Raw genomic sequence first — 19561 nt, forward strand, 5'->3', positions numbered from 1 at the left:
GTCCTTGAAGGTAAAAGCGTCTCAAAAAAACCGGAACGGCTGCGAAACAAATGAAGCTGCTGAACCGGGTTCGGTGAGTCGCCTTGCGGGTTCGGCTCATCGATGGGTTGAACTGTACGCCTGCGGTGTTCAGAGAAAAACCACTGAGTCGCAAACTAACTGTTCCGGTATCAGAAACAATCCACAGAGTTCCTGCGGTGCTCAGCTTGCTTGTTCCCGAGAGAGCCAGCGCGTTGAACATGGGTGTATCGTGCCGGGTTAACCCGTACCGGGGGTCTCGACGCGGTTTCGTTTCTTTTCGGTTTGTTTCGACCGCAGCGCAGTGCAACAGCGCAGAAACATCGGCGTGGAGTGCTTCGGCTTGCGCTCGTGGAGCAGATGGGCTGAAATGAGCCTGTGCCCCGTTCCACGTCTTTCAGAGGGAGGTTTCCATGACCGTCGTAGCCAAGATTCTCCAGTCCAAGCCTGACTCCACCGTGCACACCATCCGGCCCACCGATTCCGTGCTCTCTGCCCTGCAGCTCATGGCCGACAAGGGCATCGGCGCCCTGGTGGTCACCGAAGGGGACGCCATCGTGGGCATCTTCACCGAGCGCGACTACGCGCGAAAGATCGCGCTCCTGGGCCGCACCTCTGCCGCCACGCTGGCGCGCGACGTGATGACCAGCGCCGTGCGCTTCGTGCGGCCCGACCAGACCAGCGAGCAGTGCATGCAGATCATGAGCACCGGACGCCTGCGCCACCTGCCCGTGGTGGACGGCGGCAAGCTCGTGGGCATGATCTCCATCGGTGACCTGGTCAAGGACATCATCTCGGAGCAGAAATTCATCATCGAGCAGTTGGAGCAGTACATCTCCGGCGCGCACTGAGCATGAAAAAAGGCGTTGGCCACACAGGTCCAACGCCTTTGCGCAGGTGCCGCACCGGCGAGCCGGTGCAAGGCCTTCAAGCCGCTTTCTCGACGTGCCCCTGGCGCGTGTAGAGGAAATCGATCACCGCCTTGCGGTAGTGCACGTACTGCGGGTCTTCGGCCAGTTCCACGCGCTTGCGCGGGCGGGCCAGGTCGACCTGCAGCACCTCGCCGATGGTGGCGGCCGGGCCATTGGTCATCATCACGATCTTGTCGGACAGCAGCACGGCTTCGTCCACGTCGTGCGTGACCATCACCACGGTGCTTTGCGTGCGCGCCACGATCTCCAGCAGTTCGTCCTGCAGTTTGGCGCGGGTCAGGGCATCCAGGGCGCCGAAGGGCTCGTCCATCAGCAGCACCTGGGGTTCCATCGACAAGGCGCGGGCGATGCCCACGCGCTGCTTCATGCCGCCGGAGATCTCGCCGGGGCGCTTCTGGCCGGCGTGCGTGAGGCCCACCAGGGCCAGCGCCGCATCGGTGCGCGCCTTGAGTTCGGCCTTGTTTTCGCGGCCGCTGAATACGCGCTCCACCGCCAGGTAGACGTTGTCGAAGCAGGTCAGCCAGGGCAGCAGCGAATGGTTCTGGAACACCACGGCGCGCTCGGGGCCGGGGCCCTTGATCTCCTTGTTGGCGCACAGCAGGACGCCGGCCGTGGGCGTGGTCAGGCCGGCGATCAGGTTCAGGAGCGTGGACTTGCCGCAGCCCGAGTGGCCGATCAGCGCCACGAACTCGCCCTTGGCGATGGTCAGGTCGATCCCCTTGAGCGCGGGGAACAGGCCCTTGGCGGTCTTGAAGGTCTGCTCGACCCCTTGCACCTGGATGAACTTGGCCGATTGCGATGCGGTAGCGGTAGTCATGCCTTCACCTCTTCGAATGTGAATGCGGTGGCCAGCTTGATGAGCGCGAACTCCAGCGCCAGCCCCACGATGCCGATCACGAAGATCGCGATGATGATGTTCTTGACGTTCAGGTTGTTCCACTCGTCCCACACCCAGAAGCCGATGCCCACGCCGCCGGTCAGCATCTCGGCGGCCACGATCACCAGCCAGGCCGTACCCACGGCCAGGCGCACGCCGGTCAGCATGTAGGGCAGCACGGCGGGGAACAGGATCTTGGTGGCGATCTTCCACTCCGAGAGGTTGAGCACGCGGGCTACGTTCATGTAGTCCTGCGGTACGCGCTGCACGCCCACGGCGGTGTTGATGATCATGGGCCAGATGGAGCAGATGAAGATGGTCCAGATGGCGGCGGGGTTGGCGCCCTTGAACACCAGCAGGCCGATGGGCAGCCAGGCCAGCGGCGACACCGGGCGCAGCAGGCTGATCAGCGGGTTGAACATGCGCGACAGGAAGTTGAAGCGCCCGATCACGAAGCCCGCGGGGATGCCGACAATTGCCGCCAGGCCGAAGCCCACCGCCACGCGCTCCAGCGACATCAGCACGTTCCAGCCCACGCCCTGGTCATTGGGGCCATTGCGGTAGAAGGGGTTGCTGAAGATCTCCAGGGCCTGCGCCCAGGTTTCCAGCGGGCCGGGGATGCTCTTGCCGGTGGTGGTAGATACCACGGCCCACACGCCGATCAGCAGGCCCAGGCCGCACAGCGGTGGCAGCACGGCCATCCAGAAGGCGCGTGAAAGTGCCGCCCAGTCGCGGGGCGCGCGCTGGGCAGGAAGGGGCCTGGCATCCGCTTCCTTGCGGGCCTCGTTGTGGCTGGCCGCAATGCGCGCAGGGGCCGCAGCGGGGGTATCGGCCGGCAAAGCGGCGGGAGGGGAGTGGAAGACGGCACTGACCATGGTGGATCTCCTGTGCAGGTGGCAATGGGGGGCGGTTTGGGTGGCTCTGCGGCCTCAGGCCTTGATCTTGAAGCCGTCGGCGTACTTGGCGGGGTCCTTGCCGTCCCAGACGACACCGTCCATGAGCTTGCTGGTCCGCATGGCGTCCTTGGGCACATTGATCTTCATGGCGCTGGCCACCGATTTGTACAGATCCACCTGGTTGATCTGTTTGGCCACGGCCAGGTAGTCGGGGTGGCTCTTGAGCAGGCCCCAGCGCTTGTGCTGGGTCAGGAACCACATGCCGTCGGACAGGTAGGGGAAGTTCACCGCACCATCGTTGAAGAACTTCATGTGGTTGGGATCGTCCCAGGTCTTGCCCATGCCGTTCTGGTAGCGGCCCAGGATGCGCTGGTTGATCGCGTCCACGCTGGTGTTGATGTAGGCCTTCTGGGCCACGGTCTCGGCCATCTTCATCTTGTTGGACAGGCTGGCGTCGATCCACTGGCTGGCTTCCAGAATCGCCATCATCACGGCGCGCGTGGTGTTGGGGTTCTTCTTCACGAACTCGGCGGTGGTACCGAGCACCTTCTCGGGGTGGTCCTTCCAGATGTCCTGTGTGGTGTTCGCCGTGATGCCAATGCCATCCATGATGGCGCGGTGGTTCCAGGGTTCGCCCACGCAGAAGCCGTCCATGTTGCCCACGCGCATGTTGGCCACCATCTGCGGTGGCGGCACGGTGATCAGCTTGGCGCCCGACAGCGGGTTGATGCCTGCGGCGGCCAGCCAGTAGTGCATCCACATCGCGTGCGTACCCGTGGGGAAGGTGCCGGCAAAGGTGTACTCGCGCTTTTCCTTTTCCATGAGCTTGGCCAGGGAGGGGCCGTCCACGGCGCCCTTGTCCGCAATCGCCTTGGACAGCGAGATGGCCTGCCCGTTGTTGTTCAGGCTCATCAGCACGGCCATGTCCTTCTTGGGGCCGGCCGTGCCCAGGTGCACGCCGTAGACCAGGCCATACAGCACGTGAGCGAAGTCGAGTTCACCGTTGACCAGCTTGTCGCGCACGCCGGCCCAGCTGGCTTCCTTGGTGGGGATGATGGTCACGCCGTACTTCTTGTCGAAGCCCAGCACCGAGGCCATCACCACGCTGGCGCAGTCGGTCAGCGGGATGAAGCCGATCTTCACTTCCTTCTTCTCGGGCGCATCGGAGCCCTGTGCGTGAACAAGAGCGCGCAGGGCTGGGCTCACGCCCACGGCGCCCACGGTGGCTGCCTGCAGCACGGTGCGGCGGTTGAGACTGGTTTTGAGCAGATCGGTCATGGGGCTCCCCTGGTGGCGTGAAAAACAAAAAAGGCGTCCCCCCGGCGCTCGGGCTGCTGCAACTTCACAAAGAAAGTCACGCAGCGCCGAGCGCGGGTGGGACGCCTGTGTCCGGTGGCGAGAGGTACCTGCCCGCCATTGGGTAGGAGCCTCTCATCGAAGACCGTCGTTGGTCTTGATCAGTTCATGCAAGCCCTGTGCCAGCTTTCCTGTGCACCAACCTGCTATTCATTCAATAGCATGCTGGTGAATGCGGTAGAGGGGCTTTGCAAGCTTGCACCACAAGATGGCAGGCCGGTGGCAGTGGTGCAGGCTGCACGCATCTTGTGCGGTGCACCATTCCGGCTCCGAAAATAGGTGGCGTGCTGCGCGGCGGGGCGTCGGCGCAGGATGCGCCGCAGGCGATCAGCCCAGCAGATCGGCTACGTCGAGCATGCGCTGGGCCACGTCGGCCAGCTTGAGGCCCTTGTCCATGGCCGTCTTGCGCAGCTTTTCATAGGCGGCCTGCTCGCTCAGGCCCTGGCGCTCCATCAGCAGGCCCTTGGCGCGGTCGATGGTCTTGCGGTCCTTGAGCTCGGTCTTGGCGTCGGCCAGTTCGGCGCGCAATGCCTGCTCGTGCTGAAAGCGTGCCATTGCCACATCCAGGATGGGGCGGATGCGCTGGGGCGCCAGGCCCGCCACGATGTAGGCCGAGACGCCGGCGGCCACGGCCGCCTTCACGTGCGAGGTGTCCTCGTCATTGGTGAACATGACGATGGGGCGGCGCTCGTCGCGCGTGGCCATCACCACATGCTCCAGCGCATCGCGCGCCTCGCTCTCGGCGTCCACGATGATGAGGTCCGGCTGCAATTGCGCCAGGCGTTCGCTCAAAAACACGTCGGCCGGCAGCGTGGCCACCAGGTTGAAGTTGTTTTCCAGCAGGCCGATGCGCAGCGCCCGCGAGCGCTCTGCCTGCAGCAGGGCATGCTCGTCGTCGGGGTCGGCGACCGCCAGATCGGGGGCAACCACCACTATGCGCAAGGCCTCATTCATGCCTTCAGCATAGCAAGATTTACGCCACAAATTGGTGCGCCGGGCTGGTGCGCGGAGGGTGTCTACCCTTGCTTGCGCGGCTGTGCCCCTTTCAGGGCCTGAAACTTGCTAATAGAGTGTGTATTGGGAGGGCATACCCGATAGCGCCTCTTGGCGGCGTCGCATATACATCCGGTCACATTGACATACAGATATGGAGTTTCCTGCATGAACCAGCCCATCGACCGGCGCCGATTTTCGGCCAGCCTGGCCCTCACCGCCGTGGCCACCACCGCCTTGTTGGCGGGCTGCGGCAAAGTGCCCGACACCATCAAGATCGGGGTCGCCCAGCCCCTGAGCGGGCCCCTGGCCGCCCTGGGGCAGGACTTGCTCAACGGGGTGAACCTGGCCGTTGCCGAGCTCAACAAGGGCGGCTACACCGTGGACGGCAAGCGCGTGACGCTGGAGGTGGTGTCCGTGGACGACAAGGCCGACGCCGCCACCGGCAAGACCGTGGCCCAGCAACTGGTGGATGCCGGTGTGGTGGCAGTCATCGGCCACCTGAATTCGGGCGTGAGCATCGAGACCGCGCCCATCTACGCGGCCAAGGACATCCCGCAGATCGCCATCTCCACCAACCCCAAGTTCACGCAGCTGGGCTTTCCCACCACCTTCCGCATGGTGGCCAACGACACCCTGCAGGCGCGCGCCATCGGCTCGTTCGCCGCCACGCAGCTGGGCGCCAGCCGCTATGCAGCGCTGGACGACGGCACCCCCTACGGCAAGGGCCTGGCCGACGGCGCTGCCGAGCAGCTCAAGGCCGAGAAGAAGGAAGTCGTGGTGCGCAAGTCCTTCGACGACAAGACCACGGCCTTCGACGCCCTGGCCGGCGAACTCAAGGCGGCCAAGGTCGAGGTGATCGTCTCCACCCTGAATGACTTCCAGGCCATTGCCCTGCTGGAGGCGCTCAAGAAGGTCGACCACACCAAGGTGCGCCTCCTGGGCGGCGACACCATCAAGACCACCGACATGGCCAAGGGCGCCGGCATCGTGGAAGGCATCTACGCCACCTCGCCCGTGCTGGAGGCCAAGGAGTTCACCACCGGCAAACCCTTCCTCGAAAAGTACGTGGCCGAGTTCAAGAAGGCACCGGCCTATGGCGGCCACTACAGCTACGACAGCACCTACGTGCTGTCCGCCGCGATCCAGAAAGCCAAGTCCGCCGCCCCCAAGGACATCACCAAGGCCATGCACAGCATCAACGGCTACGCACCGGTCATCGGCACCATGACCTGGGACGACAAGGGCGAGCAGCGCTACGGCGCTGTGGGCGTGTACGAGCTGCGCGGCGGCGGGTGGGAACTGCGCATGCGCTCGGACCGCTGGTAAGAACGAAGGCCAGGGAGACGCCTGCTCTTTTTTGGGTGCTGGACGGAGCCGTGGCTGGCATAGTAGGAGGTGGATCATTTCCCGACCTACCCAGCCCGGAGCCCTGTTTGAACCCCCTCGTCTACTGGATCACCGGCCTGCCCGCCGCAGGCAAGACCACCCTGGCCACCGCGCTGGCCCAGGCCATCAACCAGGCCGGCGGCCGGGCCTGCGTGCTCGATGGCGACGAGCTGCGCAAGGGCCTGTGCTCCGACCTGGGGCTGTCTGCCGCCGACCGGGCCGAGAACATCCGGCGCGCAGGCGAGGTGGCGCGGCTGATGGCCCACAACGGCATGACCGTGGTGTGCGCCTTTGTTTCCCCCTTCGAGACCGACCGCCAGCGGGTGCGCGCCCTGTTTGCTCCCGGTGAGTTCCATGAAATTCACCTGAGCACTTCGGTGGATGAGTGCGCCCGGCGCGATCCCAAGGGCCTGTATGCGCGCGCCAGGGCGGGGCTGATCACCGGCCTGACCGGCCTGGATGGTGCCTATGAGGCGCCGCTCGCCCCCGAGTCGCAATACGACACCCAGACCACGGCGGTGGCCGCTATGGTGCAGCAATTGCTGGCGGCGCGCACTGCGCGAGCCTGACCCAGGCCGCGTATCCCAGCCCAGGCGGTCGGCAGGTGTTGCACGAATCTTTACAGGAACTTCCCTGCCGATTGCCCCTCTGAGCCTCGCCACGCCCGTATGGCGGGACAGGGCCGCGTCTTGGTGTGCGGCATGTCCTACAGGGCGTAGTGGTTGAAGGTTATTGTTTATAACTGAATGGGTGGGCGCCCGCTGGGCGCTTTTTGCTGGCTGTCTGGTTTTGCCTGGAGTGGTGTCGATGCGGTTTCTGGTTGTCTTGTGTCTTTCTGCGGTGGTGTCTCTGGCTCACGCTGCCAATTTCGTTTCGCTTCACCAGTCGCCGCTGCGCATCGCGCTGCCCCCTGCCGCCGGCAGCTACGACTACACCTTCAATACCAAGATCGGCTTCAAGCAGCAGTACGCGCCTGAAGGCGTCACGGGCTGCGCCATTGGTTACTCCACCGGGGGCTGCGCCTTCCCGGGCGGCGGATCGCTGGCCTTGCCCGAGTTCACGGGTTACCAGCTGCAGTACAAGGAATTCAAGATCTACATCCCTGCGGGCAGCCGCTCGTTCATGTTCTCGGGCTATGCGCCGCAGGCCACCGAGTCCGCCTTCGCCCTGCGTTACGGCTCGGCGCCAGTCCGTGAAGCGGCCCTGGGTACAGCGGAGTACCAAGCCGTCAAGAGCACCGAACAGATCGACTCCACGTTCTCGCGGCTGGTCAACGAGCCTGCCGCCGACCACCTGGTGGTGCACGATGGCGGTGGCACGGTGCGCTTCGTGGGCGGGCAGCTCGATGCCAGCAAGGGCAGCACCAGCCAGGGCAACTGGCTGTATGTGCGCCAGCTGAGCGGCACCCCGCTGTACGACATCCAGGGCGCGATCGACGTGGACTTGGCAAAGTACGCGGCTGGTAACGCGGCGATTGTCTGGACCACCTCGACCTACCCCGACCCGGTCGATGCGCCCAGCCCCGCCACCGGCACCGTCAGCACCACCGACCAGCAGACAACTGCGGCAACCACGACCACTGCGTCGGCCTCTGTCGCAACGCTTGCAACGGCGGTGCTGTCCACTGACGGCCAGCCCCTGCAACTGGGCATCACCCTGGCGCAAACGGCGGCAGATGTGGCGGCCAACCCCAAGATCAGCGCCTGGGTGGCTGCACGCATCCCCGCCAATGGCCAAAGCTTCCTGTCCGACCTGTGGTTCTTCCGCAAGGGCGACGGCACCTGGGCCAGCCAGGTGCCGGCCGATGCGGAGGCCGTTGCCTTCGCAAGCCAGGTGGCGAACGCCGCCACGCTCCGGTTCACGCCCTCGCTGGACTTCACGGAGGCGGAAATGCGCGCGGTCAATGCCGAGGTCCATTTCGGCTACAAGACCAGCACGGGCGCGTTCGTGAGCAAGGGCAAGATCTGGCCGCAATAAGCCTTTCAACGGGTTGAGGGGGGTGGTTCGAAGGCGCGGTCCACGCGCTCGAACTCCTCGCGCTTGCGCCCCGGCGGCCAGTCGATGCGGGCCAGGTGCTCCACGTGCAAGGGCAGGTCGGCCAGTCCATTGGCGGCGAACACCGCACGCACGGCGGCCTGCTCGTCTGCCGTGAGCGCACGGGGCGCCTCGATCTGCAGCTGCAGCGTGCCGTCCACGTACTGGCGCATGCGGAAGGCGCGTATGGGCTCGATGTGGCCCAGCTCGTCGCCCAGAAAGGGCATGGGCATCAAGCCCTTGTCGGTCTGTACCTGGTGCCGGGTGCGACCCCCCAAGCGCGCGATCACGGGCAGCACCATGCCGCAGCTGCACGGCGCACCCCACTCGGCGATGTCGCCCAGCTCGTAGCGCAGGATGGGCATGGCAAAGCTGTGCAGGCTGGTCACGAGTACGCGGCCTGGTACGCCCACGGGGCAGGGCTTGCCCTCTCCATCCACGATCTCCATGAGGGTCGTTGCGCCCAGCAGGTGCAGGTGGTCGTGCACCGGGCACTGCAGCGCGATCCAGCCGGTCTCCTCGCACGAATAGCGGTCGATGATCCTCGCGCCAAAAGCCTGCAGGCACAGCGCCCGCTGGCCGGGCGTGACCCGTTCGGATTGCGAGATCACCTGCCGGATGGGCAAGTGCACGCCCCTCGCCAGCGCCAGCCGCGCCAGCTCGGCCGCAGCCATCGGGCTGCACTTGAGGTAGTCGGGCCGGTGCGCGAGCAGCCAGTCCAGGTGCGACTCCATGCCATGCTGGGTGATGTTGCGCACCACGCAGGGGCCGCGCAGGCCCAGTGCGGCGTACATGTCGCCCCAGCTGTCGCGCGTGCCGTCGGTGAGGCCGGCGCCCAGCACGGCAATCTTGCGCGCCGCATCGCGCTGGTGCCATTGGGCCTCCATCCAGGAGATGGCGGCATACAGGGGCGAATACATGGCGCTGGCCTTTTCCACACGCACGGGCTCGCCGGTGGAGCCCGAGGTGGTCGATGTGGCGACGCCCGCCTCCTCCAGGCCGGGCCAGCGCGCGCGTGACTGGGCAAAGTGCGTCTGCAGATCGGCGCGGGTGAGCAGCGGCAGGCGTGCCAGCACTGCGCCGGGTGAGGCCTCAGCGGGCCACCCGGCCGCCTCCAGGCGCTGTCGCCAGAAGGGGGAGTGCTGGTGGGCATGGCGCATCAGCGTGTGCAGCTGGCGCTGCTGCAGGGCCTGGTACTCCGCAGATGCCACGCGCTCCCAGGCCCGCACCTGCTGGGCCAGGAGCAGCATCTGCGCTGCCTGGGGGGAATGGAAGTGGAGGACGTCGGCCATGGGGGTGAGGCTTGCAATGCGTGGGGTTGTCCGATTGTGGCGCCTTGCCACCATGGCCGGCGCTCTACACTCGGGGCCATGACGTTGTTGATATTGGGCATTGAGTCTTCCTGCGATGAAACCGGCGTGGCCCTGGTGGAAACGCGCGTGGAGGGCCAGGTGCCCGCACTGCTTTCCCACGCGCTGCACAGCCAGATCGAAATGCACCAGGCCTATGGCGGCGTGGTGCCCGAGCTGGCCAGCCGCGACCACATCCGCCGCGTGCTGCCCCTGGCCAGCCAGGTGCTGGCCGAGTCCGGCAAGAGCCTGGCCGACGTGGACGTGGTGGCCTACACCCGTGGCCCGGGCCTGGCCGGTGCGCTGCTGGTGGGTGCCGGTGTGGCATGTGCCCTGGGCGCCGCTTTGGGCAAGCCCGTGCTGGGCGTGCACCACCTGGAGGGGCACCTGCTCTCGCCCTTTTTGAGCGCCGATCCACCCGAGTTCCCCTTCGTCGCGCTGCTGGTGTCCGGCGGCCACACGCAGCTCATGCGCGTGGATGGCGTGGGCCGCTACGAAATGCTGGGCGAGACCATCGACGACGCCGCTGGCGAAGCATTCGACAAGTCGGCCAAGCTCATGGGCCTGGGTTACCCGGGTGGCCCGGCCTTGTCCAGGCTGGCGGAGCAGGGCAGCCCCACGGCCTTCAAGCTGCCGCGCCCGCTGCTGCACAGTGGCGACCTGGATTTCTCATTCGCGGGCCTCAAGACCGCCGTGCTCACCCAGGCCAAGAAGCTCGGCGACGAACTGGAGCCGCGCAAGGCCGACCTGGCCGCCAGCACCGAGGCGGCCATCGTCGACGTGCTGGTGAAAAAGACCCTCACCGCCCTCAAGCAGACCGGCCTGCAGCGCGTGGTGGTGGCGGGTGGCGTGGGCGCCAACCGCCACCTGCGCCAGCAGCTCAACGAGGCCTGCGCCAGGACCAAGGTGCGCGTGCACTACCCCGAGCTGCACCTGTGCACCGACAACGGCGCCATGATCGCCATGGCTGCCGCCATGCGCCTGCAGGCCGGCCAGCAGCAGGCCAGCACCGAGTACGCCTTTGACGTGAAGCCGCGCTGGCCGCTGGATTCGATCACGTCTGCGGCCTGACCGCTGGCCCCGGCGTGCCCCCGTGGGCGGCGCTCTGTTCGTGCGTTCCGCGTGGTCTGTGCTGCCCCAGCAGCGGGCCCGGCCTTTGGTGTCGAAAAGTTTCATTGTGACGGCGGGCACACCCTGGTGAACGGCTGCGGCTTACGCTTGCCGCATCAATCACCACCGCGCGGGAGGGTCCGATGCCGGCACAAATTTCTGGATCGTATGCAGAGGCTTCGGCGTTGTTCCGGGTTTTCTACGACGCGTCGCCCAGCCAAAGCACGTACGAGTATTTCGCCCAGACGATCAACGCAACCGGCGCCAACCCGGTGGCCCGCGCATTCGCGTCGCACGCCCAGTTCCAGGACCTGACCGAGGGCCAGCTGTCCACCATGCTGCTGGCCCGCATGGGCCTGCTGCCCAACGCCCCGTTGCATGCCGAACTGACGAACTACCTAGCCACCGTCGGCAAGGCCAACGTGGGCATTGTGGCCTTGCAACTCGGCCAGATTCTGTCGGGCCTTGAAAACGCCACCGGCGACCTGGCCGTCTACGCACCTGCCGCGTTGCGCTGGAACAATGAACTGGCGGCTTCCCACCTCTACTCCAGCAACCCCGCGACCAACCGGGGGGCCGATCTGACGTACATGCCCGGCACCGGGGTCACCCTGTCGCTGACCGAGGGGAACGATGTCCTGTCCCCGGAGGCCACGCAACGCCAGTTCCAGACCACGGGCAACCACGACACCATCCTGGCCCTGGTGCCCGGCCAACTGGGCAGCGCAGACTCGATCAAGGACGGCGCTCGCATCGACAAGGACGTGCTGAAAGCCGCACTGGCGGCGGGGGAGCGGGTGACGCCTGCGTTGCAGTACATCGAAAAAGTGATGATCACCGCGGGCGCTGCGGCCCAGTTCGACGCCAGCCGGTCCACGGGCTTGCAGGAGGTGTGGGTGGATTCCGCTGCCGGGGCGGCCAGCTTGTCCGGCCTGGACCTGCGCACCACGGTGGGTGTCCAGAACTCCCAGGCCGGGGGGCCGTTGACGGTCAGCTATGCGGATGCCTCCGGTCCGTCGGACACCGCCAGCATCGACTTCGCCGGAGCCTCCGGTGCCGACGAGGTCATCATCACCGGCGGTGTGGAGAACATTAAGGTCAACAGTTCAGCGGGCAGCGTGGCTGGCGCTGCGGCCAACAGCGCCAGGCTGACCGCCCCATCGGCCGAGCAGATCGTGGTGACCGGCGGCCAGGCCCTGAACATCGCCGTGGACGGCGCCCATGTGGCGGTGATCGACGCCACCTACATGACCGGGGCCCTGGGCCTGACCTTCGCCACCACGGGCCTGACCTCGGTGGGCATCGCCGCAGGCAGGGGGGCAGACACTTTCATCATCAACGACGCATCGGGGGCCCGGGTGGTCATCGAGGCGGGCGATGGCGCAGATACCGTCACCATCGGTGCCGGCAATGCCCACCGGATTGCGCTGGGCGCTGGGGCGGATGTGCTGAACATCGCGGGCCTGGCAGGCGTTGCCGCCCGTGACCTGGAGGTCGGCACGGCCGCCGCGCTGGGCCGCTCTGCCATCGAGGTGACCGACTTCCTGAGCGGTACCGACATGATCCAGCTGACCAGCGCAACGCCCACGGGCAAGGCCGCCCCCAGCGCCGCACAGCTGGCCAGCATCACTGCATCGTCCTCGCTGCTGACCGCTGCAACCCTGGCCGCCACCACGGCGGGCGCCAACAAGGCCATTGCCTTCCGGTATGGAGCAGATACCTACATCCTCGTGAACGATGGCGCCGCCGCGCTGGGTGAGAACGACAGCCTGGTCAAGCTGACTGGCTTGACTGCCTTGGCCGATGCCTCGTGGACCTCGGCCTGATCGTCTTTTACGGAGTTTTTGATGGCACAGAATTTTCTCGATGAGCCCTACGTCGTCACGACGATCCTGAACCGGGTGTTCAATGACCAATCGCCTTCCTACACGGTGTACAACAACCAGTTGGCCTGGGTTGCTGCGAACGGTGTTCAGGCTTTCGCGTTGTCGTTCGGAGCGGCCCTTGCCGGTATGACAGAAGATGCCCTGTCCACCAAGCTTCTGGGCAACCTGGGCGTGCTGCCCAATGCAGGCCTGCAGACTGCCTTGCGGGACTACCTCGAAGTGGTGGGCAAGGCCAATGTCGGCATCGTCGCCCTGCAATTGGGCAAGATCCTCTCTGGGCTGGAACATGCCACGGGCGACCAGGCCGTGTTCAATGCGGCAGCGGTAGCTTGGAACAAGGAACTGGTGGACTCCTACCATTACTCCAGCAATCCTGCCAACACCGGCTATACCGGGGGGGAGCCTGAGATGCCTGTCACGGGCGTCACCATTGTGCTGACGTCCGGCGACGATGCGGTATCGCCGGCAGCGGCTGAGGCCAAATTCAAGAGCACTGCCAACAACGACACCTTCCTTGCGCGCACCGCAGGGCTCCTTTCAACCGTCGATGTGATCGATGGCGCTGCGGGCGTCGACACGATGATCGCGACCCTGGCCGCTGGCAGCACGGTGGCTCCACAGCTGCGCAACATCGAGAAAATATTCATCACCGCAGGATCGGGGGCCGCATTTGATGCCCGCAGTGCCTCCGGCCTGCAGGAACTCCGGATCGATGCTGCCGAGGGCCCGGCCACGTTCTCGGGTGTCCAACTGGACGCCGTCGTAGGCATCCAGAACTCCCTGGCCGGCGGTGCCTTGACAGTGAACTTCACCGGCGCTTCAGGTCCGGCGGATTCCGCCCATATCGTGCTGGCCGATGCCACGGGCCATGACGAGATCATCGTGGCGAATATCGAGTTCCTGACTGTGAGAAGCACTGCCGGCACGTTGGCCGCAACCACGGCCAACCAGGCCAAGATCAGTGCGGCCCAGGCGCAAGGCATCGTCATCCTCGGCGACCAGGCCTTGACCACCACGGTGACCGGCACCCAGGTGGCCGGGGTCGATGCAACCGCACTGACCAAGGCCCTGGGGCTGACGCTCGCCGGCACGAATGGCGTTGTCGTGTCGCTCAACGCCCAGGCCGCGCACAAGATCAACCTGGGTGCCGGTGCCGACACCGTGAAAATCATGGGCCTGGCGGGCTCCGAGGCCAAGGACCTCAACCTCAGCACATCGGCCACACTGGCGGCTTCGGCCATCGAAGTGGCCGGCTTTGCCAGCGGCATCGACTCGATCCAGCTGGATGCTGTCAAGGGAACGGCGAAGGCGGTACCCGGCACAACGGACCTCGCCAGCATCGCTGCATCGGCGTCACTGCTGGACGCAACAGCCCTGGCCGCTACCACGGCAGGTGCCAACAAGGCCATCGCCTTTCGCTTTGGTGCGGACACCTACATCCTGGTCAATGACGCCACGGCGGCGCTGGGCGCCAACGACAGCCTAGTCAAGCTGACCGGTGTGATGGCACTGGCAAATGCCTCCTGGACCTCGGCCTGATTGGTCTCTGTCGGAGTTTTTGATGGCACAGAATTTTTTCGATGAGCCCTACGTTGTCATGACGATCCTGAACCGGGCGCTCACTGACAAATCGCCTAACTATGGGTCGTTCAACCACCAAGTGGCGCTTGCCGCTGCGAAGGGGGTGAACACAACTGCCCTGGAGTTTGGCGCCCTCTATGCAGGCGCGACGGACGACCAGTTGTCCACCCTGTTGCTGGGCAACCTGGGGCTGTTGCCCAACCCGGGCCTGCAGGCCTCCTTGGGGGAGTACCTGGTGTCAGTAGGCAAGGCCAACGTGGGCATAGTAGCCCTTCAATTGGGGCAGATCCTCTCGGGGCTGGAACATGCGACCGGCGACCTGGCCGTGTTCAATGCAGCTGCGGTGGCGTGGAACAAGGAACTGGTGGCTTCATACGCCTATTCTCTCGATCCAAACTGGGGGAATGTCAGCCCCCGACACCGGCAACGAGCGCACTGGTGTCACCTTGTTTTTGACATCCGGAGACGATTTGCTATCGCCCACGGCACCCGAGGCCAAATTCAAGACCACGGATCTCAACGACACCATCCTGGCGACGACCGCAGGTTGGCTCTCGGTGTCCGATGCGATCGATGGTGGTGCGGGCATGGATACCCTGACGGCAACTCTGGGCGCAGGCACCAGCCTGGCGCCCTTGCTGCGCAATATCGAGAAGGTTGTCATTGCGGCGGGAGCGGGAGCAGAGTTTGGCGTTGCTGGAATCCCCTCGCTGCAGCAAGTTTGGCTCGGACCGTCTTCCGGTGATGCCACTTTCTTCGAGGTGGATCTGGCCACAACCGTGGGTGTTCAAAACAGCTCCACCGACAGCACTCTGGCGGTGAAATTTGCCGGCGCATCTGGACCATCGGACACGGGCAACATTACCATTGCCAATTCCAGGGGCCAAAGTGAATTCGTCGTTGCCGCCATTGAAACCTTGAAAGTGACGAGCACGGGCGGCAATTCTTTTCAGCCCAACCATGCCAGGATCACTGCCCCTGATGCGCAGAAGATCATCATCGCCGGCGACGGCGCCCTGACCGCGACCGTCACGGGTTCCCATGTGTCCGTGATCGACGCATCGGCCCTGACCCAGGGGCTCGACCTGAAGCTCTCGACAACCAGTGGTGCCGCCGTCGCCATCAACACCCTCGCAGCCCGCAAGATCACTTTGGGTGCAGGGGGTGACACGCTGGCCATCACCGGCTTGGCGAGCCCCGCGGCCAAGGACATCGATCTCGGCACCTCCGCCGCGCTGGACGCGTCGGCCATCGAAGTGTCCGAATTCGTGAGCGGCACCGACGTGGTCCGGCTGAGCAGCTACGTGGCGACGCCCAAGGCTCTACCCGGCGCAAAGGAGCTAGCCAGCATTGCTTCAGCGGCTTCGCTGCTGGACGCAACAGCCCTGGCCGCTACCACTGCGGGTGCCAACAAGGCAATCGCCTTCCGCTTTGGCGCCGACACCTACATCCTGGTCAACGACAGTGTGGCCGCATTGGGCGCCAATGACAGCCTCATCAAGTTGACCGGCGTTGCGGCGATGGCCGATGCCTCCTGGACCTCGGCGTGAAGGCGCGCCCAAGGCACCTTGGCCGCGCGGTGCCGCCATGCGCTGGCCTGAATTCTGAACCGCAGGGCTTCACCCCGTACTGCTCACCTGTTTGATTTTTTTGGAAGCTCTTGATGGCACAGACCTTTCTCGATGAACCCTATGTCGTCACGACGATCTTGAACCGGGTCTTCAACGACCAATCGCCTGCCCACGCGGTATACAACAACCAGGTGGCAAGGGCCACGTCGGTGGGCATCAACACTTTTGCCCTCTCTTTTGGCGCCAGCTTTACCAGCCTGACCGAGGACCAGTTGTCTACCAAGCTGCTTGGCAACCTGGGCTTGTTGCCGAATGCCGGCCTGCAGACTGCTTTGCGGGACTACCTGGTCTCCGTGGGCAAGGCCAGCGTGGGCATCGTCGCCATGCAGCTCGGGCAGATCCTTTCGGGGATGGAGCAGGCCACGGGTGACCAGGCAGCATTCAATGCCGCTGCCGTGGCATGGAACAAGGAGCTGGTGGATTCCTACAAATACTCCATCGACCCTTACGGCGTCATCGCAGGGCCTAACGTTCCTGTCACGGGCGTCACCCTTTCGCTGACGTCCGGCGACGATGCGATATCGCCTGCAGCGGCAGAGGCCAGTTTCAAGACAACAGCCGACAAGGACACGATCTTGGCAACCACCGCGGGCGTTCTCTCGACGGCGGATGTGATCGATGGTGCCGAGGGTCTCGATACCCTCAGCGCAACCCTTGCACCTGCAAGCAAGGTCGCCCCTGGGCTGCGCAACGTCGAAAAGGTCTACATCACCGCAGGCGCGGGGGCCGAGTTTGGTGCCGGGGACACCTCTGGCCTGCAGGAGCTATGGGTCCAAGCCGCAGAGGGCGCGGCCACTTTCTCGGAGGTGAAATTGGCCACCACTGTCGGCATCCAGAACTCCGTCACAGGTGGTGTCCTGACCGTGAATTTCACCGGAGTCTCCGGCCCGATGGATTTGGCCAACATCTCGTTCGCCGATGCCGTGGGCCGTGACGAAATCGTCGTTGCCAACATCGAGCACTTGAATGTCTGGAGTACGGCCGGCACGGTCGCCACCACCAAGGTCAACACCGCCAGGATCACCGCTGCCCAGGCGGAAAAGATCGTCATCCTGGGTGATCAGGCCCTGGCCACCACCGTGACCGGCGCCAAACTGTCCGTGATCGACGCCTCCGCCTTCAGCCAGGTGCTGGACCTGAAGCTGGCGGGCACTGGCGGCGTGGCCATCGCGGTCAACGCCCAGGCGCATCACAAGATCGCGCTGGGTGCCGGGCCCGACACGCTGGCCATCACCGGACTGGCAGGTGCAGCGGCCAAGGACATCGACCTTGGCACGGCAAGCACATTGGCCGCATCGACCATCGAGGTGAGGGGCTTTGCGAGCGGTACCGATGTGCTTCGGCTGACCGGTGCGGCGTCAACGGCCAAGGCCGCCCCGGGTGATGCGCAACTGGCCAGCATCTCCACGGCATCTTCGCTTCTCGGCGCAACGGCGCTGGCTGCCACCACCGCGGGTGCTCACAAGGCCATTGCCTTTCGCTACGGCGGCGACATCTACATCCTGGTCAATGGCGCTACTGCTGCGCTGGACGCCAACGACAGCCTTGTCCAGCTGACCGGTGTGTCGGAGCTGGCCGATGCGTCGTGGGCCATGGAATGACGAGCGGGTCGAAAGAGGACGCTTGACGTGACAACGGCTTGCCGCGCATGGCGAACCCGTTTACCCATCCACCACTGAACCCCAAGGCCACCATGCCCGCACAAGTTTTCGGCATCCATGCAGACCTCACCATGCTGCATCGGGCGATGTACAACCAAACGCAGAGTTACAACGTCTACACCAACCAGATTGCTGCGTTTTCCTCGAAGGGCATCGCCGAGCTGGCGCGGCTGTACAGCTTTGGCAGCCTGTCCGAAGACGCATTGTCGACCATGGTGCTGACGAATCTCGGGTTGCTGCCCAATGCAGGTCTGCAGGTGGCGTTGAAGGACTACCTAGTCGCCATCGGCAAGAACAACGTTGGTGTCGTCGCGGTGCAATTGGGGCAGATACTGTCCGGTCTGGAAAATGCCACCGGTGACTTGGCCATCTATTCGGCTGCCGCGGTGCGTTGGAACAATGAGGTGACCGCCTCGCATGCCTACTCCAGCAACCCAGCCAATCGTGTCGATGGTTTCGGAATTACGGACTTCGAGGTGGGGACGGGGGCCACGCGCTTGCTGACCAGTGGGGTGGACGTTCTGACAGGCACCTTGTATGACGATGTTTTCCTGGCTCCCGCGCCTGGCTTGCTGGGTTCTGCGGACGTTCTCAGCGGCGGCAGCGATAGCGAGCGCGGCGACACGCTGAAGGCCGTACTTGGTGCCGGTGAAGTGGTGGCCCCCAAGATGAACAGCATTGAAACGGTCATCATCACCGCAGGAGAATCCGCTAAATTCAGTTCTGCCAATGCAACCGACATCAAGATGTTGTGGGGGGATGGGGCCACGCGCCCGGCCACGTTTGCAGACGTCAGCCTGAAGACCACCGTGGGCGTGCAGAACTCCCTGTCCGGCGGACCGCTGACCGTGAAGTTCGCGGGCGCCTCCGGCCTTCTGGACTCAGTCAACATCGTGCTGGCCGATGCGACGGGACTCGACGAGGTGATCGCGCCGGGCATCGAGCTACTGTTGGTCCGTAGCTCTGCCGGCAATGTGGCAACCACCACCAACAACTCCGCCAGGATCACGGCCGATGCTGCCGAGGAAATACGGATCTGGGGTGACCAGGCGCTGACCACCACCGTGACCGGCTCCCATGTGGAGGTCATCAATGCAACCGGGCTGGCAGGGGCCCTGGACCTGGCGTTCACCACCACGGGAAGCACGCCGGTGGGCATCATCGGTGGCACAGCGGGCGACCGGATCAACGTCAACGAGGCTTCCGGTGGCAGAGTGGCCATTGATGCGGGTGCTGGTGACGATACCGTCATCGTCGGAGCCGCCAATGCCCACGAGGTCACCCTGGGCCGTGGAAGCGACACGTTGACGATCGTGGGTTTGGCGGGCGCCACGGCGCGCGATCTGGACACCAGTTCGGACGCTGCGCTGGGCCGGTCGTTCATTCGCGTGACGGATTTCGAAAGCGGGGCCGATGTGATCCGTCTGTTCGGTTCTGACTCGACGGCCAAGGCAGCCCCTGCCTCTGCGCAATTGGCCAGCATTGCGGCGGCGTCCTCGCTGCTGGACGCCGTGGCGTTGGCCGCCAGCACGGCGGGGGCCAACAAAGCCATTGCCTTCCGCTATGGCCTTGACACTTACATCCTGGTCAATGACGCTGCGGCTACGCTGGGTGCGAATGACAGCCTGGTCAAGCTCAGTGGGGTTTCTGCGCTGGTGGATGCGTCGTGGACGGTGGTTTGATGGAACCGCATGTGAACGGCCTCAGTGCGGAGCTGCGGGCGCTGCGTCTTTGCACGGGGTCGGTGTGGGTGGTTGCTGTGTGCTTTGCTGAGAGCGGAGGCCCGGGTGTGCGCCCGGCGGCGCAGTAACTTTCTCTTGGCCGCCAAGAGAAAGTCACCAAAGAGAA

The 19561-nt window shown here is 64.8% G+C and carries 16 protein-coding genes; 10 read left to right on the plus strand and 6 right to left on the minus strand.

Going from position 1 to position 19561, the window contains the following annotated elements:
- The coding region (locus tag ASE31_RS32350) for a hypothetical protein (protein WP_235514204.1) at positions 1–241 on the minus strand (241 nt) is incomplete at its 3' end.
- A gap of 190 nt (positions 242–431) precedes the next feature.
- Here ASE31_RS32350 and ASE31_RS00980 point away from each other — a divergent pair.
- On the plus strand, positions 432–869 hold the full coding sequence (locus ASE31_RS00980) for a CBS domain-containing protein (protein ID WP_057199675.1): 438 nt from the start codon (positions 432–434) through the stop codon (positions 867–869).
- A 76-nt stretch (positions 870–945) separates the two neighbouring features.
- Here ASE31_RS00980 and ASE31_RS00985 read toward each other — a convergent pair whose 3' ends face one another.
- The 4 genes from ASE31_RS00985 to ASE31_RS01000 all read right to left on the minus strand — a co-directional run bounded on the left by ASE31_RS00985 (position 946) and on the right by ASE31_RS01000 (position 5033).
- Positions 946–1767 (minus strand): ABC transporter ATP-binding protein, encoded by an 822-nt coding sequence (locus ASE31_RS00985; RefSeq protein ID WP_057199676.1) that lies wholly within the window; start codon positions 1765–1767, stop codon positions 946–948.
- The gene (ntrB, locus tag ASE31_RS00990) at positions 1764–2702 is read right to left on the minus strand and encodes a nitrate ABC transporter permease (RefSeq protein WP_057199677.1); all 939 of its coding nucleotides are present in this window, start codon (positions 2700–2702) and stop codon (positions 1764–1766) included. Before ntrB ends, ASE31_RS00985 begins: the two co-directional genes overlap by 4 nt.
- A 54-nt stretch (positions 2703–2756) precedes the next feature.
- A complete protein-coding gene (locus ASE31_RS00995; RefSeq protein ID WP_057199678.1) occupies positions 2757–4001 on the minus strand; it encodes a CmpA/NrtA family ABC transporter substrate-binding protein in 1245 nt (414 codons plus the stop codon).
- 405 nt (positions 4002–4406) lie between these two features.
- Complete coding sequence (locus ASE31_RS01000; protein ID WP_057199679.1) at positions 4407–5033, minus strand: ANTAR domain-containing response regulator; 627 nt, start codon at positions 5031–5033, stop codon at positions 4407–4409.
- A 207-nt stretch (positions 5034–5240) separates the two neighbouring features.
- On the opposite strand from ASE31_RS01000, the gene ASE31_RS01005 reads away from it, so the two are divergent.
- The 3 genes from ASE31_RS01005 to ASE31_RS01015 all read left to right on the plus strand — a co-directional run bounded on the left by ASE31_RS01005 (position 5241) and on the right by ASE31_RS01015 (position 8438).
- A complete protein-coding gene (locus ASE31_RS01005; RefSeq protein ID WP_057199680.1) occupies positions 5241–6401 on the plus strand; it encodes a branched-chain amino acid ABC transporter substrate-binding protein in 1161 nt (386 codons plus the stop codon).
- 107 nt (positions 6402–6508) lie between these two features.
- Positions 6509–7030 (plus strand): adenylyl-sulfate kinase, encoded by a 522-nt coding sequence (gene cysC / locus ASE31_RS01010; RefSeq protein ID WP_235514206.1) that lies wholly within the window; start codon positions 6509–6511, stop codon positions 7028–7030.
- 274 nt (positions 7031–7304) lie between these two features.
- Positions 7305–8438 (plus strand): hypothetical protein, encoded by a 1134-nt coding sequence (locus ASE31_RS01015; RefSeq protein ID WP_235514208.1) that lies wholly within the window; start codon positions 7305–7307, stop codon positions 8436–8438.
- 5 nt (positions 8439–8443) lie between these two features.
- Here the strand turns inward: ASE31_RS01015 and ASE31_RS01020 are convergent, their stop codons facing one another.
- Positions 8444–9787 (minus strand): phenylacetate--CoA ligase family protein, encoded by a 1344-nt coding sequence (locus ASE31_RS01020; protein WP_057199682.1) that lies wholly within the window; start codon positions 9785–9787, stop codon positions 8444–8446.
- 78 nt (positions 9788–9865) lie between these two features.
- Here ASE31_RS01020 and tsaD point away from each other — a divergent pair, with 78 nt between their 5' ends.
- The 6 genes from tsaD to ASE31_RS01050 all read left to right on the plus strand — a co-directional run bounded on the left by tsaD (position 9866) and on the right by ASE31_RS01050 (position 19395).
- Positions 9866–10915: a tRNA (adenosine(37)-N6)-threonylcarbamoyltransferase complex transferase subunit TsaD gene (gene tsaD, locus ASE31_RS01025; protein ID WP_057199683.1), complete on the plus strand. Its 1050-nt coding sequence runs from the start codon at positions 9866–9868 to the stop codon at positions 10913–10915.
- A gap of 224 nt (positions 10916–11139) precedes the next feature.
- Positions 11140–12780, plus strand: coding sequence for a bluetail domain-containing putative surface protein (locus ASE31_RS01030; RefSeq protein ID WP_057199684.1), 1641 nt, complete (start codon positions 11140–11142; stop codon positions 12778–12780).
- 21 nt (positions 12781–12801) lie between these two features.
- The gene (locus ASE31_RS01035) at positions 12802–14379 is read left to right on the plus strand and encodes a bluetail domain-containing putative surface protein (RefSeq protein ID WP_057199685.1); all 1578 of its coding nucleotides are present in this window, start codon (positions 12802–12804) and stop codon (positions 14377–14379) included.
- 446 nt (positions 14380–14825) lie between these two features.
- Positions 14826–15971, plus strand: a complete 1146-nt coding sequence (locus tag ASE31_RS01040) for a bluetail domain-containing putative surface protein (RefSeq protein WP_057199686.1) — start codon at positions 14826–14828, stop codon at positions 15969–15971.
- A 113-nt stretch (positions 15972–16084) separates the two neighbouring features.
- The gene (locus ASE31_RS01045) at positions 16085–17653 is read left to right on the plus strand and encodes a hypothetical protein (protein WP_057199687.1); all 1569 of its coding nucleotides are present in this window, start codon (positions 16085–16087) and stop codon (positions 17651–17653) included.
- 92 nt (positions 17654–17745) lie between these two features.
- Positions 17746–19395 carry a hypothetical protein gene (locus ASE31_RS01050; protein ID WP_082603978.1) on the plus strand — a complete coding sequence of 550 codons (1650 nt, stop codon included), beginning with the start codon at positions 17746–17748 and terminating at the stop codon, positions 19393–19395.
- The last annotated feature ends 166 nt before the right edge of the window (positions 19396–19561 follow it).

Source organism: Acidovorax sp. Root217, from assembly GCF_001428645.1.
Classification (GTDB): domain Bacteria; phylum Pseudomonadota; class Gammaproteobacteria; order Burkholderiales; family Burkholderiaceae_C; genus Acidovorax.

Excerpts from the sequence above, each read along its gene's own strand:
- ASE31_RS00980 (WP_057199675.1), top strand. The coding sequence starts at position 432 with ATGACCGTCGTAGCCAAGATTCTCCAGTCCAAGCCTGACTCCACCGTG.
- ASE31_RS00985 (WP_057199676.1), bottom strand. The coding sequence starts at position 1,767 with ATGACTACCGCTACCGCATCGCAATCGGCCAAGTTCATCCAGGTGCAA.
- ntrB (WP_057199677.1), bottom strand. The coding sequence starts at position 2,702 with ATGGTCAGTGCCGTCTTCCACTCCCCTCCCGCCGCTTTGCCGGCCGAT.
- ASE31_RS00995 (WP_057199678.1), bottom strand. The coding sequence starts at position 4,001 with ATGACCGATCTGCTCAAAACCAGTCTCAACCGCCGCACCGTGCTGCAG.
- ASE31_RS01000 (WP_057199679.1), bottom strand. The coding sequence starts at position 5,033 with ATGAATGAGGCCTTGCGCATAGTGGTGGTTGCCCCCGATCTGGCGGTC.
- ASE31_RS01005 (WP_057199680.1), top strand. The coding sequence starts at position 5,241 with ATGAACCAGCCCATCGACCGGCGCCGATTTTCGGCCAGCCTGGCCCTC.
- ASE31_RS01020 (WP_057199682.1), bottom strand. The coding sequence starts at position 9,787 with ATGGCCGACGTCCTCCACTTCCATTCCCCCCAGGCAGCGCAGATGCTG.
- tsaD (WP_057199683.1), top strand. The coding sequence starts at position 9,866 with ATGACGTTGTTGATATTGGGCATTGAGTCTTCCTGCGATGAAACCGGC.
- ASE31_RS01035 (WP_057199685.1), top strand. The coding sequence starts at position 12,802 with ATGGCACAGAATTTTCTCGATGAGCCCTACGTCGTCACGACGATCCTG.
- ASE31_RS01040 (WP_057199686.1), top strand. The coding sequence starts at position 14,826 with ATGTCAGCCCCCGACACCGGCAACGAGCGCACTGGTGTCACCTTGTTT.
- ASE31_RS01045 (WP_057199687.1), top strand. The coding sequence starts at position 16,085 with ATGGCACAGACCTTTCTCGATGAACCCTATGTCGTCACGACGATCTTG.
- ASE31_RS01050 (WP_082603978.1), top strand. The coding sequence starts at position 17,746 with ATGCCCGCACAAGTTTTCGGCATCCATGCAGACCTCACCATGCTGCAT.